Genomic DNA, 14,843 nt, shown 5'->3' with positions numbered 1-14,843 from the left:
AACCGTGGTCGAGGCTGCGGGATCGACGGAACTTTACCTAGCATGGGCCGGTCGTGAAGTCCCGAGATGGCCGGGGCTGGTTCACCGGTCGAGGGAGCGGATGTGGGCACCGTGATGGTCAGGCGTGCGGCCCGCAGGCCGGCGCCGGAGATTCCGTCCGATCCGCTGACCGTCGAACCGCCGCCGGAGATCCCGGAGCAGGTGGCGGCCCGCTGGCAGCAGTGGCTGATGGCACTGCCCATGCTGGGCGGCACGCTGGCCATGGCGATGATGATGGGGCAGGGCCGCGGCGGGGCGTATTCGTATGTGATCGGCGGCCTCTTCGGCGTCTCCTCGCTGGCCATGCTGACCACCTCGTTCGGGGCCTCGGGAGCGCCGCGCAAGGCGGAGATGATGTCCGCCCGCCGGGAGTACCTTCGCCATCTCGCGGCGCTGCGCAAGCGGGCGCGGGACAGCGCCCAGCGGCAACGGACCGGCCTGCTCTACCGCCATCCCGATCCGGAGCGGCTCTGGTCGACGGTGGGCAGCCACCGGTTGTGGGAGCGGCGCGGCGGGGACCCGGACTTCGGCGTGGTCCGTGTCGGCGTGGGCCCGCAGACGCTGGCCACCCCGCTGGTGCCGCCGGTCGCCCGGCCGCTGGACGAGCTGGAGCCGATGACGGCGGGCGCGCTGCGCCGGTTCCTGGACGCGTACTCGGTGGTGCCCGACCTGCCGGTGGCGATGTCGCTGCGCGGGTTCTCCCGGGTCTACATCCGCGGTGACGCGCCTGGCGCGGAGGGTCCGCGCGCCCTGGTCCGGGCGGTGCTGACCCAGCTCGCGGTGTTCCACGGGCCGGATGAGCTGGTGATCGCGGTCTGCGCCGGCCAGGAGGCGCGCGGCTGGTGGGAGTGGATCAAGTGGCTGCCGCACGCCCAGCATCCGAGCCAGCTGGACGCGCTGGGGCCGGTCCGGCTGGTGGCCGGTGACGAGCCCCGGCTGGCCGAGCTGCTGGACGAGGTGATCGGTTCGCGGCCGCGGTTCCATCCCGGGGAGAGCGCCGGCACCGTGCCGCACGTCCTGGTGGTGGTGGACGGCGCCGAGCCGGCGAACACCCGGCTCGACGACGCGTTGGACGGGCTGACCGTGCTCGACCTGGACACCGCGCCGCCCCGGCTGCTGGACCGGTCGGCGCTGGTGCTGGAGGTCCGGTCGGACGGGATGCTCGGCACCTACACGATGGATCACGAAGGCGAGGTGGGCCGGGCGGACGGCCTGACCGTCGCGGAGGCCGAGGCGGTGGCCCGGCGGTTGGCGCCGTTGCGGCTGGCCAGCGCCCCCGATCCGACCGGAGCCCCCACCGCGTCGGCCCAGACCGGGCTGCCCGAGCTGCTCGGCATCGCCGACCCGGAGAACTACTCGGTGGCGCACGGCTGGCCGGCCCGCTCGCCGCGCGACCGGCTGCGGGTGCCGATCGGCGTGAGCGAGGACGGGCTGCCGGTCGAGCTGGACATCAAGGAGTCCGCCCAGGACGGCATGGGCCCGCACGGCCTGCTCATCGGCGCCACCGGCGCGGGCAAGTCGGAGCTGCTGCGGACGCTGGTGCTGGCACTCGCCGCGACCCACTCGCCCGAGATGCTCAACTTCATCCTGATCGACTTCAAGGGTGGCGCGGCGTTCGCGGCGATGGACCGGCTGCAGCACACCGCCGCGGTCGTCACCAACCTGGAGCACGCGCTGCCCCTGGTGGACCGGATGGCCGACGCCCTGGAGGGCGAGATGGCCCGGCGTCAGAACGTGCTGGCCAAGGCGGGCAACTACGCGGGACTGTACGACTACGACCGCGCCCGGGCCGGTGGCGCCCCGCTGCCCCCGCTGCCGACCCTGTTCGTGATCGTCGACGAGTTCACCGAACTGCTGAACGCGAAGCCCGAGTTCATCGAGCTGTTCCTGCAGATCGGGCGGCTCGGCCGGTCGCTGGGCGTCCACCTGATGCTGGCCAGTCAGCGGCTGGAGGACGGGCGGCTGCGCGGGCTGGACACCCACCTGTCGTACCGGATCAGCCTGCGGACCAACACCGCGCTGGAGTCACGGGCGGTGCTCGGCGTGCCGGACGCGCACGAGCTGCCCCGCTCGCCCGGTCACGCCTACATGAAGTTCGGCACCGAGCCGCTGGTCCGGTTCAAGGCGGCCTACGTGGGCGGGCCGATCCGCCAGGCGTTCGGGGGCGGCGGCACGCCCGATCGCGCCGACCTGCGGGTGCTGCCGTGGACCACACAGCACATGGCGCTGCCGGTCACCGCGCCCAAGCCGAAACCGGCCGTCGATCCGTCGGACCCGACACTGGCCGACGTGGTCGTCGACCGGCTGGTCGGGCACGGTCCACCGGCACACCGGGTGTGGCTGCCACCGCTCGACGTGTCCCAGGTGCTGGACGAGCTGCTCGGCCCGGTCGGGGTGGCCCCGGGTCGCGGGCTGGCCTTCACCAACCCGGCGCTGCACGGTCGCCTCCAGGTGCCGATCGCGGTCGTCGACAAGCCCCGTGAGCAGATGCGTGACGTGATGTGGCTGCAGCTGGCCGGCGCCGCCGGGCACGTCGCGGTGGTCGGCGGCACCCAGAGCGGCAAGTCGACCGCGCTGCGGACCCTGATCTGCGGACTGGCGCTGACCCACACGCCGGCCGAGGTGCAGGTGTACTGCCTGGACTTCGGCGGCGGCTCCCTCGGCACGCTGCGGGACCTGCCGCACGTGGGCGGGGTGTTCGGTCGGCTGGACGCGGAGGGTGTCCGGCGTTCGGTCGGCGAGATGGTGAGCCTGCTGGCCCAGCGGGAAGCCCGGTTCGCCGAACTCGGGGTGGACTCGATGGCGGCGTACCGGAGCCGGCGGGCCGGCGGTTCCGACCCGTTCGGCGACGTGTTCCTGGTGGTCGACGGCTGGGCCACGGTCCGCAAGGAGTACGAGGAACTGGAACCGGTCCTGACCGACCTGGCCACCCGCGGCCTGTCGTACGGGATCCACCTGGTGGCGGCGGCCTCCCGGTGGATGGACTTCCGGCCGGCCGTCCGGGATCTCTTCGGCTCCCGGCTGGAACTGCGGCTCGGCGACCCGTCCGACTCGGTCGTCAACCGGCGGGCCGCGCAGGCGGTGCCGGACCAGACGCCCGGCCGCGGCATGATCGAGCACCCCACCGACCGCAACCGGGGCCTGCACCTGCTCACCGTCCGGCCCGAGGTGAGCACGCTCGGGGACACCGCCGGCCTGGTCAAGGCGGTGGCGGCGGCCTGGGAGGGGCCGCTCGCGCCGCGGGTGCGCCTGTTGCCGGCGTCGGTTCCGTACAGCGACCTGCCCGTCGAGGGTGGCACCGGCCTGCGGCTGCCGATCGGCATCTCCGAGGCCGACCTGCGGCCCGTCGAGATCGACTTCGCGTCCGACCCGCACTTCCTGCTCTTCGGTGACGCGGAGGCCGGCAAGTCGTCGTTCCTGCGGGCGCTGGCCACCTCGATCACCAGACGGTTCCGGCCGGAGGAGGCCCGGATCATCCTGGTCGACTACCGGCGCAGCCTGATGGATCTGCCCGAGTCGGAACACCGGATCGGGTACGGCATGCAGGCTCAGCAGACCACCGATCTGATCCTGTCCGCCGCCGGGTACATGCAACGCCGGCTGCCCGGCCCCGACGTGACCGCCCGCGAGCTGCGCGACCGGTCCTGGTGGACCGGTCCGGAGCTGTTCGTCCTGGTCGACGACTACGACCTGGTGGTGGCCGGGCCGACCAACCCGCTGCTGCCGCTGCTGGAATACCTTCCCCAGGCCCGGGACATCGGTCTGCACCTGGTGCTGACCCGCCGGTCCGGTGGCGCGGGGCGGGCCCTGTTCGAGCCGGTGATCCAGCGGCTGCGCGAACTCTCCGCGCCGGGTCTCGTGATGTCCGGGGCACCGGACGAGGGGGCGCTCATCGGCAACGTCCGGCCGGCGAACCTGCCACCCGGGCGTGGTCGGCTGATCACGCGGCGTGAGGGCGTCCGCCTGATTCAGCTGGCACACCGGCCACCTTTTCGCGATGGCGAAAAATCGACAGACTCTCGGTGCGATTAGCCACGAAGGACCGCAGCGACACGCCGCTGTGGGAGAGTAATCTCCCTCCATCGACTGACCGTCCGACTGACCCGTCTCAGAATGGCGACGCCGACCCGTGAGCAGTGTGAGCATCGTGTCCCGGCCGGACAGGCCGCGATGGGTGGCACCCGATGGCGGTGGCCGGTGCTGAGCCGACGGCTCAGCGCCTCGGCGCTGGCGGGCCTGATCGCCTTCGGCCCGGCAGCCGTCGTCGAGTCCACCGCCCCGATTCCGGTCGGCCACGGCGCCGGCATCCTGGCCGAGCCCGTCGACACCGCCGGAGACACGGTGCGCGCCGACCAGTGGCAGTTGCAGGCGCTCAACCTGGCCGAGGCGTGGAACTACTCGGACGGCGCCGGCGTCACCGTCGCGGTGATCGACTCCGGGGTGGACGCCCACCACACCGACCTGGAGGGTCAGGTGCTGCCCGGGCTCGACCTGGTCGACAAGAAGGGCGACGGCGAGAGCGACCCGGTCGGGCACGGCACCTCGGTGTCGGCGCTGATCGCCGGCCGCTCCGACGACCCACAGGGCGTCGTCGGCATCGCCCCGAAGTCCAAGATCCTTCCGGTCCGGGTGCTGGACGAGGAGAACCGCTACGACGACGCCCTGATCGTGGCGAAGGGCGTGCGGTGGGCGGTCGACCACGGCGCCAAGGTGGTCAACCTGTCCCTCGGCGGCAGCGGATCCAGCGCCATCCTGTCCGCCGCGATCGACTACGCGTTCGCCAAAGACGTCGTGGTGATCGCCTGCACCGGCAACGCGACAGGCACCGCCACGGCCACCACCCCGCGCTCCGGGGTGTGGTATCCGGCCAGGGAACCCGGCGTGATCGCCGTAGGCGGGCTCGACCGGGACGGCGAAGGCCTGTGGTCCGGTTCCATCACCGGCAAGGAGACCGTGGTCACCGCCCCGGCCAACGAGCTCGTCGGCGCCCGGCCCGGCGGCTACTGGAAAGTCCAGGGCACCAGCTTCGCCGCCCCGATGGTGGCCGCCACCGCGGCACTGATCCGCTCCCGCTGGCCGGACATGCCCGCCGGCGAGGTGGTCAACCGGATCATCAAAACCGCCAAGGACCGCGGCGACCCGGGCCGCGACCCGGAGTTCGGCTTCGGCCTCGTCGACCCGGTCGCCGCGCTCACCGCGGACGTTCCGCAGGTGCCCGGCAACCCGCTCGACACCACCCCACCCGCCGGTGTCGCCCGCTTCGGCAGCGCGCCGGTCTCCGGCCAGGCCCAGTCGGCCCCCGAAGCCAGCACCCAGCCCCACTCCACCACCGCGACCTCGGGCGAGAACGCGGGCGGTTGGGCGGCGCCCACCGAACCCACCCACACCGGCGTCCCGGTCGCCCGCTGGATCGCCATCCTGCTGTTCGTGCTCTCCGCGATCGCGGCCGCGATAACCATCCGCCGCTTCGCCGCCGACAGCGCCTGAGCTGGGCCTAATTGCTCCGCTTCGCTCCGCGGCAAAACGCCTTGTAACCGGTGTCGAGGCAGGTGATTTCCCGCCGCCAGCACACCCCGCTGGCGTCGGGAAATCACTTGCCTCGACACCGGCGGCGTTTTGCGGTTGTGCCCGTCACGCCGCCGCCCCGCTCAGCGTGACCGTCCCGCGGCCAGGACGAGTCCCGTGGAGTGGATCTTCCCAGCTGGCTCTCAGAGCTGTTCGGAGCACACCAGACAGCTTTGGGGGCCAGCCGGATCCGGTGGGCTGTGTGGTGCCGGCCGCACGGGCGGGCCGTGTGGTGCCGACCGCATGGGGCGGACCTTGTGGTGCCGGCCGCGCGGGGCGGGCTCCGGGTGGGTGGGGGCGGGCCAAGGGGGCGTGGCAGGTTGGTGCTGGGGGCTACGGGGCGGGTGGGCGTACCGGGGAAGGGGTTATGCGCACTCGCCTGTGCGGACGCCTCGGGTGCCTGTGCGACCGGCCTGGGCCACCGAGGCGGCCTCGTCGGCTGTCAGGGCGAAGCCGACGTATTTGTCGTCGGCGGCGGCCGCGAAGATGACGCCGAGGACGTCGCCGTTCGGGTCGATCAGGGGGCCGCCCGAGTTGCCGCTGCGGACCAGGGATTTGATCGTGTAGATCTCGCGGGTCACGTCGCCGGACTCGTAGATGTCCGGGCCGGTGATGCGGCTGACGTCGCGGACCCGGGCGGACTGGGCGTTGTACGGGCCGTCCTGCGGGTAGCCGAGCACGATGGCGTTGGCGCCGCTCGCCGCCTCCTTGGCGACGAACGGCATGACCGGCGCCTTGAGGCCGGGCACGTAGAGGACGGCCAGGTCGCGCTTGGGGTCGTAGACGACGACCTTGCCCTCGATCTGGCGGCCGCCGCTCTCCACGACGACCTCGCGGGTGCCGGCGACCACGTGCGCGTTCGTCATGACGCGCTCTTTGGCGTAGACGAAGCCGGTGCCCTCGATGCGGCGGGAGCAGCTGGGCGCCGAGCCGAGGATCTTGAGGACCGAGGCTTTGGACTCCTGCACCACCTTGGAGCCGGCGAGCGCCGGGTCGGGCGCCGGGACCTCGCGGGCCTGGGTCCGGGCGAAGCCGCCGAACACGTCCGGGAAGCCGTTGGTGTCGAGGGTGTCGCGCAGCCCGGAGGAGAGCGCCTGCACCTGCTCGGGCATCAGCTCGTTGATGCCGCCGAGGATGGCGCTGCCGCGGACCTCCCGGTTGATCGCCGGGAACGGGGTGGACTGGAACGGCACGGCCACCAGCCAGGCGGCCAGCAGCACGGCGACGATCGAGACGAGCGCTCCGCCGGCGTCGTCGAGGTACTGCATGGGGCGGCTCTGGATGACCTGCCGCAGGTTGGTGCCGAGCCAACCGGCCAGGGTCTGCCCGAGCACGGCCAGCACCAGGATGACGCCGAGGGCGACGACCAGCCGGACCGTCCCGTTGTCGAACTGGCGGGCGATCAGCGGCCCGAGCTGGAGACCGATCAGGACGCCGCTGAAGAAGCCACCGAGCGACAGCGCACCGATGGTGAAGCCCTGGCGGTATCCGCTGATCGCGAACAGCACCATGAGCACGATCAGGATGACATCGACCACGGGCACTCACTCAGCGTAGAAGTCGGGGTCCATCTCACGGCACCACCTCGTCCGGCGCCCCGCCGCGAGCGGCCGGAACCGGCGCGCTGGCATCCGGCAGCTCGACGACGCGCCCCGGCTCCCACGGGACCGCCCAGCCGGCCATCTCCAGCATCGCCGCGATCACTCCCGCCGTGAAACCCCAGACGAGTAGCCCACGGACCTGGAAGGCGGGCCCGATCCAGCCACTCGGATGACGCACCCGGATACGGTTCGCGGGGTCGGCGAGTTCACTGATCGGCAGCCGCGCGACATGCGCCACCTCGGCCGGCTGGAGTGGATGCACCGCATGCGGCTTGCGCCACCAGGCGAGCACCGGGGTGACGACGAAGCCGCTGACCGGGATCCACAGCTCGGGCAGCAGCGCCAGCACCTCGGCCGAGAACGGGTCGAGGCCGACCTCCTCCTGGGCTTCGCGCAGCGCGGTGGCCGGGGCGTGGGCGTCGTCCGGATCGGTGGCGCCGCCCGGGAAGGCCGGCTGCCCGGCGTGGTTGCGCATGGTCGCGGCCCGTTGCAGGACCAGCAGGTCGGGGCGGCCGTCGTCGCCCTCGCCGATCAGGACCAGCACGGCGCTGGACCGGCCGCCTTTCCCGACGGGGCGGCGCAGGGTGGTGAAGTCCTCGGTACGGCATTCGGCGACCCTGGTCAGCAGCGGATCGAACCATCCGGGTAGTCCGTCCGGCCGTCCCAGCACCTCACCGCGGCTCATCGGGACACCGTAACGCCCGTGTGTTTCTTCATCTGTTCGATCAACTGGTCGACGTCCATGGCGGCCCGGTGCACGTACATCCCCCCGTCGGCATCGATGAAGACGGTCGCGGGCAGTGCGGCCAGCCCGAGTTCGTCCAGGAGCCGTTTCTCCCGGTCGTACAGGGTCGGGAAGTCGACACCGCGGCTGGCGGCGAAGTCGGCGGCGGCGGCCCGGTCGTCGCCGATGTCGACGCCGACGACGGTGAACCGGCCGTCGGCGCGGTCGGCGAGGCCCTGGATGACCGGCAGTTCCTCGCGGCACGGGCCGCACCACGACGCCCAGAGGTTGATCACCGCGGGTCCGCGCAGGTCACGCAGCTTCATTTCGGCTCCGCCGGTGAAGCACGGGAGCGCGATATCCGGAATGTCGGCTGATGGGCTGCCGCCGCCCCCGAGAGAGGAACAGGTCGCGAAAGGAGACGCTATATCCGGTTCATCGGGCTCGGCGGTGGTGGTGCAGGCGGACAGCGCCAGGGCGGCGACGATCAACGGGACGAGCGGTCTCACGGCTCCTCCGGGGCCAGGACCGCCGCGGCCGGGACCAGGCCGGGATCGACACCGGCGGCCACCGCCAGCTCACGCGCCCGCGGGCCCTTCAGCAGCTTCGCCGCCGGAGCGGCCTCGGTCGGGCCGGTCCCGTAGGACGGGCACATCGCCTTCAGGGTGCAGGCTCCACAAGCCGGGGTACGCGCATGGCACACCCGCCGCCCATGGAAGATCACCCGGTGCGACAGCATCGTCCAGTCGCGCTTCTCGATCAGGTCGGCGACCAGGAACTCGATCTTCACCTCGTCCTGCTCGTCGACCCAGCCGAACCGGTTGGTCAGCCGCCGGAAGTGGGTGTCGACGGTGATGCCGGGCACGCCGAACGCGTTGCCCAGGATCACGTTGGCGGTCTTGCGGCCGATGCCGGGCAGCTTCACCAGCTGGTCCAGCTTGCCGGGGATCTGCCCGTCATGGTGCTCCAACAGCGCCTGGCCGAGCCGGATCAGCGAGTTGGTCTTGGCCCGGAAGAAGCCGGTGGGTCGCAGCAGCGTCTCCATCTGCTCCCGGTCGGCCGCCGCGTAGTCGGCGGCCGAGCGGTAGCGGCGGAACAGCTCCGGGGTGACCTGGTTGACCCGCACGTCGGTGGTCTGTGCGGACAGGATGGTCGCGACGGCCAGCTCGAGCGGGTTGGTGAAATCCAGCTCGCAGTGCGCGTCGGGATGGGTCTCGGCGAGCTCCCGTGCCATCTTCCGGGCCCGGCGCTTGCGGCCCAGCGGCGTCTCCCCCGCGAAGCGTGAAAGCACGGCAGTCGCTGCGCGGGGTCGGGTCACCGGTAAAGAGTACGTCGGTCACGCCGGCGGCTTGATGCTCCCGTCCGCGGCGATGACGGCGGCGGTGTCACCGAAGTCGGCCGCGGACAGCTGGGCCACCATCTTGCGGCTGCGGTCGTCGCCCTTGTTGCGGGACGGCACACCGGCGTCGTTCAGATAGGTGGAGACGAACTTGCCGCCCACGTACTTCCCGTCCCGGGTGAGCGAGACGTGCAGGATGCCGGAGTACTTGAGGTCGCCGTCGCGGGACAGGGTGCGCCCGCCACCGGCGAAGTTGCCCAGGCTGTACGCGATGAGCTTGCCCTTGTAGAACTCCATGCCGCGCAGCACGTGCGGCCCGTGCCCGATCACCAGGTCGGCGCCGGCGTCGATCACGGTGCGGCTGAACTTGACCGGGTTGCCCCGGTTCTCTCCGAAGTAGATCTCGTTGCCCGGCTTCACGTGCGCCTTGTCCGATCCCTCGGCGCCCATGTGCACCTGCACCACGACCAGGTCGGCCTGCTCGCGGGCCTCGGCCACCACGGCGGCGGCGGCGTCCAGGTCGTTCACGTTGTTCGCCCCCGCGTACGGCGAGAAGCCCACCACCGCGACCCGGATCCCCTCGACCTCGACGACGGTGATCTCGTCCTCGGCCCCGGTGTGCTCCAGCCCGGCCGCCTCCAGCGCCTCCACGGTGTTGCGGTATCCCTGGGGGCCGTAGTCCTTGGAGTGGTTGTTGGCCGTGTTGAGCAGCTGGAATCCGGCCTCCTTCAGGTGCTCGGCGTAGGCCGGCGGGGACCGGAAGGCGTAGCAGTTGTCCCGCTTCGGGGTGCCGCACTTGGAGGTGCCGGTGTCGCCGGTGAGCGGCTGCTCGAGGTTGCCCATGACGAGATCCGACTTGAGCGAGCTCCTGACGGCGTCGAAGAAGCCCTCGCCGTCGTTGGCGGGCAGCTTGTTCGGGGCGTCGCCCATGATGATGTCGCCGGTGGCCGAGAGGGTGATCGACTCGATCTCGGCCGATTCCTCGATCGGGGGCTTGGCCGAGGCGGACGTCGGCGCACTCCAGACCGGAGTGTCACTTTCCTGGCTACAACCGCTCAAAGCGCCACTTATCACAGCAACCGTCGCAAGTAGGACGGAGCGCTTCTTACCGGGGGATGGGGGGTGCGAATTCATCGACGGGGACGATACCGTCAGCCGGCAAGCGGGATCGACCGACGAAAGGCCTGTCCTGATATGCCCGGACCGCTGAATTGTCATGAGCGGTCACGGCATTTCTGGTTACCGTCCAGTATCTGGATCAAGGGGTGGCCGCCCGTTTCCCGCCCGCATGCGCCTAGACTGATCGAGCGCAGACGTTGCGCGTTTTCGAAAGGTGCGGCGATGGATGAGGTACTGGCCCGGAGCGGAATCTTTCAGGGTGTAGACCCGGAAGCCGCCGAGGCGCTCGCCAAGGAGATGGACACGATCGAAGTCCGCAAGGGCGACGTGGTCTTCAACGAGGGCGAAGCCGGCGACAGTCTGTATATCGTTCTGTCCGGAAAGATCAAGCTCGGTCGCCGGGCGGCGGACGGGCGGCAGAACCTCGTCTCCATCATGGGCCCGTCCGACATGCTCGGTGAGCTCTCGCTCTTCGACCCCGGCCCGCGCACCGCGACGGCGACCGCGGTGACCGACAGCCGCCTGGCGCGACTGAAGAAGTCGTCGCTGCGCCCGTGGCTCAACAACCGGCCGGAGATCGCCGAGCAGCTGCTCCGCGTGCTGGCCCGCCGGCTGCGGCGCACCAACGACGCGCTCGCCGACCTGATCTTCACCGACGTGCCCGGCCGGGTCGCGAAGAACCTGCTCCAGATGGCGGGCCGCTTCGGCACCCGGGACGGCGGCGTCCTGCGGGTCACCCACGACCTCACCCAGGAGGAGCTGGCCCAGCTGGTCGGCGCCTCCCGCGAGACGGTCAACAAGGCGCTCGCCGACTTCGCCTCGCGTGCCTGGCTCCGGCTGGACGGCAAGTCCGTAATCATCCTGGACCCGGAGCGCCTGGCCCGCCGCGCTCGCGTCTGACGCCACCCGATCCCAAGGGGCTGTCCCGCCGGACAGCCCCTTGGTCGTGCTCGCCGGCCTCTGCGTGTCGCATCCGTACGGCCACTCGTTACGGAGGTGGTCGAGAGGGCACGGCGGGCACGGGGAAGGGCGCGGCTTTGAAGGCAGGCAGGGGCGTGGCGGGATGACCGTGCTCGGCACCACGCTGGACCCGCGTGATCCCGCCTACCTGCAGGGCCGCAGCACCACCCTGGAACTGCTCGCCGAGTTGGAGCAGGCGCTCGACGAGGCACGTGCCGGCGGCGGCGAGAAGAACGTCACCCGGCACCACGCGCGCGGCAAGCTGCTGCCCCGGGAACGCATCGAGATGCTGCTCGACCAGGACAGCCCGTTCCTCGAGCTGTGCCCGGTCGCGGCCCTGGGCACGGAGTATCCGGTCGGCGGGAGCGTGGTCACCGGGATCGGCGTGATCGAGGGCGTCGAGTGCGCCGTGGTGGCGAACGATCCGACGGTGGCCGAGGGTGCGGTCAACCCGTACACCGCCGACAAGATCCGCCGGGCCACCACGATCGCCACGGCCAACCGCCTGCCGCTGATCAACCTGATCGAGTCGACCGGCGAGACCGGCACCGCCGGCGGGCTCTTCCCCCCGGAACGGGTGCCGTCGATCTGCGTGGTCTTCGGCGCCACCACCGGGGACGCCGCCTACCTGCCGGCTCTCTCCGACTACACGATCACGGTCCGCGGGCCGGTCAGCGGCGGCGTCAACGGGCACTCCCCGGTGGCGCCGGCCGACCCCGCCGACCAGACCGCCGTCGACGAGCGGGACGGGCTGCGGCTGGCCCGGCAGTGCGTACGGCGGCTCAACTGGCGCAAGCAGGGGCCGGCTCCGCGTACCCACCGCCCGGCCCCGCCCCGGCACGGTGACGAGGATCTGCTCACCCTGGCCGCCGTCGATCCGGCCGGCTTCGAGCCACGCGAGGTGTTCGCGCGGATCCTCGACGACAGCGACTTCGACGAGTTCAAACCCGGTCACGGCGCCGCCATCGTGGCCGGCTGGGGTGAGCTGCACGGGTATCCGCTCGGGGTGCTCGCCGCCCCGAACCGGTCCTGCTCGGCCGCCGAGGCGCAGAAGGCGGTGCACTTCCTGCACCTGGCCAACGCGACGGCCACCCCACTGCTGTTCCTGGGTCATCCGGGTACGGCCGGCGGCGACCAGGAGAGCCGGCACGACGCCCCGATGGGGCACGCCATCGCCCGGTCCACAGTGCCGCACCTGGTGCTCACCGTCGGCGGGATCGTTCCCGAGCGCACCGACGAACCGCGCTTCCGATTCAGCTGGCCCACGGCCGGCGCCACCGCCCCGGTCGACGACGGCGTCATCGATCCGCGCGACACCCGTACGGTCCTCGGGCTCTGCCTCTCCGTGGTGCACAGCGCGGCCGTCGTGGGGGCCGGTCACGTCGGCGTGTTCCGATCTTGAAAGGTGGACCAGTGATCCGACGACTTCTGGTGGCCGACCGCGGAGAAGTCGCCCGCCGGGTGTTCGCCACCTGCCGGCTGGTCGGCATCGAGACGGTCGCCGTCTACTCCGACCCGGACGCCGACGCGCCGCACGTGGCCGAGGCCGACTACGCGGTACATCTGCCGGGCAGCACGCCGTCGGCCACGTACCTGGCGACCGGGGCGCTGCTCGCGGCCGCCCAGCGGGCCGGGGCCAACGCCGTGCACCCGGGCATCGGGACGCTCGCCGAGGACCCGGAGTTCGCGCAGGCCGTGGTGGACGCCGGGATGATCTGGGTGGGGCCGCCACCGGCCACACTCCGTACCCTGGCCGCCAAGATCGAGACGAAGAACCTGGTCGCCGAGGCGCAGGTGCCGGTCCTGCCGACCTACACCGACCCGGAGACCGTGCCCGGCTTCCCGGTGCTGATCAAGCCGGCCACCGGCACCGGCGGGCACGGCATGCGGGTGGTCCGGGACGCCACCACCCTCGCCGAGGCGGTCGCCTCCACCCGGCGTGAGGTCGGCGGGGACGTGTTCTGCGAGCCGTACGTCAGCAACGCCCGCCACATCGAGGTCCCGATCCTGGCCGACGCCCAGGGCGCCGTGGTCCCGTTCGGGGAACGCGAGTGCTCGGTGCAGCGCCGCTACCAGAAGATCGTGGAGGAGACCCCGTCCCCGGCCGTCGACGTGAGCCTGCGTGAGGACCTGTGCCGGGCCGCGATCGTCGCGGTCCGGGCGCTGGGTTTCGTGGGCGCCGGCGCGGTCGAGTTCCTGCTCGACTCCGAAGGGGACTTCTGGTTCCTCGAGCTGACCCCCACCCTCCAGGCCGACCACGCGGTCACCGAGTGCGTCTCCGGCTACGACCTGGTCCGCCTCCAGCTGCTGGTGGCCGAGGGCGGCAACGTGCCGATGCCCGGTCCGCCGGCGATCCGCGGGCACGCCATCGAGGTGCGGATCTGCGCCGAGGACCCGGCGTACGCCTGGCTGCCCGCCTCCGGCACCCTGCACCGGTTCGCCGTCCCGGACGTGGCCGGCCAGTTCCGCCCCCTGCCGCAGCCCGGCCTGCGCCTGGACGCCGGCGTCACCGACGGTTCGGTGATCGGCATGCACCACGACCCGATGCTGGCCAAGCTGATCTCCTGGGCGCCGAGCCGTCAGGAGGCCGCCCGGATGCTCGCCTCCGCCCTGGCCCGCGCCCACCTGCACGGCGTCGTCTCCAATCGGGACCTGCTGGTCCGGGTGTTGCGGCACGACGCGTTCCGGGCCGGCGAAGTGGACACCGGCTTCCTGGACCGGCACCCCGAGGTGTTCGCCCCGCTGCTCTCCTCAGTGGACGCGGTCCGTCTCTCCTGCCTGGCCGCCGCCCTGGCCGGCGCCGCCGCCCGGCGCGCCGCCGCACCGGTTCTCGGCTCGCTGCCGTCCGGCTGGCGCAACGTCCCGTCCGGGTCACAGACCGCGGTGTACGACGGCCCCACCGGCCCGGTCGAGGTCGGTTACCGGATGAACCGCCGGGGTGGCCTGGCCGGCTGGTGGGTCCGCGCGGTGGACCCGGAGGAACTGGACCTGGCCGGGCTGGGCCAGGCCCCGGTCGCCGACGAGCACCCGAACATCGTGGTGGTCCACGCCGACAGTGACCGGGTGATCCTCAACGTGCAGGGCATCCGGTTCGCGGTCCACGTGCACCGGGCCGGCGACGTCTCCTACGTCGACAGTCCCGAGGGCTCGGTCGCCCTGCGTGAGATCTCCCGTTTCCCGCTGCCCACGCCGGAGGCCGCCGAGAGCTCGCTGATCGCGCCGCTGCCCGGTGCCGTCCGCCGGGTCCTGGTGGTGCCCGGCCAGCGGGTCCGCGCCGGTGAATTGTTGCTCACCCTGGAGGCGATGAAGCTGGAGCATCCGGTGCACGCGCCCGCCGCGGGCGTCGTCGCCTCCCTGCCGGTCCAGCCCGGCGCCGAGGTCGACACCGGCGAGCTCCTGGCGGTCCTCGACCCCGAATAGCCGTTATCCAGCCGTTACCAAGATCCACGAACCAGAGGCCGGACCGTCGCATCGCACCTCATGACAGAACGACAGA

The 14,843-nt window shown here is 71.8% G+C and carries 10 protein-coding genes; 5 read left to right on the top strand and 5 right to left on the bottom strand.

The window, feature by feature from the left end; genetic code table 11:
• Positions 1-102: 102 nt before the first annotated feature.
• The gene (gene eccCa, locus J5X75_RS39285; RefSeq protein WP_208472803.1) at positions 103-4,071 is read left to right on the top strand and encodes a type VII secretion protein EccCa; all 3,969 of its coding nucleotides are present in this window, start codon (positions 103-105) and stop codon (positions 4,069-4,071) included.
• Between the two features lie 138 nt (positions 4,072-4,209).
• Positions 4,210-5,526, top strand: a complete 1,317-nt coding sequence (gene mycP, locus J5X75_RS39280; RefSeq protein WP_238490777.1) for a type VII secretion-associated serine protease mycosin — start codon at positions 4,210-4,212, stop codon at positions 5,524-5,526.
• Positions 5,527-5,969: 443 nt separating this feature from the next.
• Here mycP and J5X75_RS39275 read toward each other — a convergent pair whose 3' ends face one another.
• From J5X75_RS39275 to J5X75_RS39255, 5 genes are read right to left on the bottom strand one after another with little or no spacing between them, the layout of a single operon-like run.
• Positions 5,970-7,148, bottom strand: coding sequence for a MarP family serine protease (locus J5X75_RS39275; RefSeq protein ID WP_208472801.1), 1,179 nt, complete (start codon positions 7,146-7,148; stop codon positions 5,970-5,972).
• Positions 7,149-7,176: 28 nt separating this feature from the next.
• Entirely contained in the window at positions 7,177-7,890 is a 714-nt protein-coding gene (locus tag J5X75_RS39270) for an NUDIX hydrolase (protein ID WP_208472800.1), read from the bottom strand.
• Complete coding sequence (locus tag J5X75_RS39265) at positions 7,887-8,438, bottom strand: TlpA family protein disulfide reductase (RefSeq protein WP_208472799.1); 552 nt, start codon at positions 8,436-8,438, stop codon at positions 7,887-7,889. Before J5X75_RS39265 ends, J5X75_RS39270 begins: the two co-directional genes overlap by 4 nt.
• Entirely contained in the window at positions 8,435-9,220 is a 786-nt protein-coding gene (gene nth, locus J5X75_RS39260; RefSeq protein WP_307798560.1) for an endonuclease III, read from the bottom strand. The genes J5X75_RS39265 and nth overlap by 4 nt, the downstream gene beginning before the upstream one ends.
• Before the next feature lie 45 nt (positions 9,221-9,265).
• The gene (locus tag J5X75_RS39255) at positions 9,266-10,402 is read right to left on the bottom strand and encodes a CapA family protein (RefSeq protein WP_208472798.1); all 1,137 of its coding nucleotides are present in this window, start codon (positions 10,400-10,402) and stop codon (positions 9,266-9,268) included.
• A gap of 207 nt (positions 10,403-10,609) precedes the next feature.
• Between J5X75_RS39255 and J5X75_RS39250 the strand changes: the two genes are divergently transcribed.
• The 3 genes from J5X75_RS39250 to J5X75_RS39240 all read left to right on the top strand — a co-directional run bounded on the left by J5X75_RS39250 (position 10,610) and on the right by J5X75_RS39240 (position 14,767).
• On the top strand, positions 10,610-11,287 hold the full coding sequence (locus J5X75_RS39250) for a Crp/Fnr family transcriptional regulator (protein WP_014447921.1): 678 nt from the start codon (positions 10,610-10,612) through the stop codon (positions 11,285-11,287).
• Positions 11,288-11,450: 163 nt separating this feature from the next.
• Positions 11,451-12,749 (top strand): carboxyl transferase domain-containing protein, encoded by a 1,299-nt coding sequence (locus J5X75_RS39245; protein WP_208472797.1) that lies wholly within the window; start codon positions 11,451-11,453, stop codon positions 12,747-12,749.
• A gap of 11 nt (positions 12,750-12,760) precedes the next feature.
• On the top strand, positions 12,761-14,767 hold the full coding sequence (locus J5X75_RS39240) for an ATP-binding protein (RefSeq protein WP_208472796.1): 2,007 nt from the start codon (positions 12,761-12,763) through the stop codon (positions 14,765-14,767).
• Positions 14,768-14,843 lie beyond the last annotated feature (76 nt).

Source organism: Actinoplanes flavus, assembly GCF_017592555.1.
In the GTDB taxonomy this organism is placed as follows: domain Bacteria; phylum Actinomycetota; class Actinomycetes; order Mycobacteriales; family Micromonosporaceae; genus Actinoplanes; species Actinoplanes flavus.
Note: the sequence above shows the minus strand (reverse complement) of the source record. Positions and strands in the feature narration are given on the sequence as shown.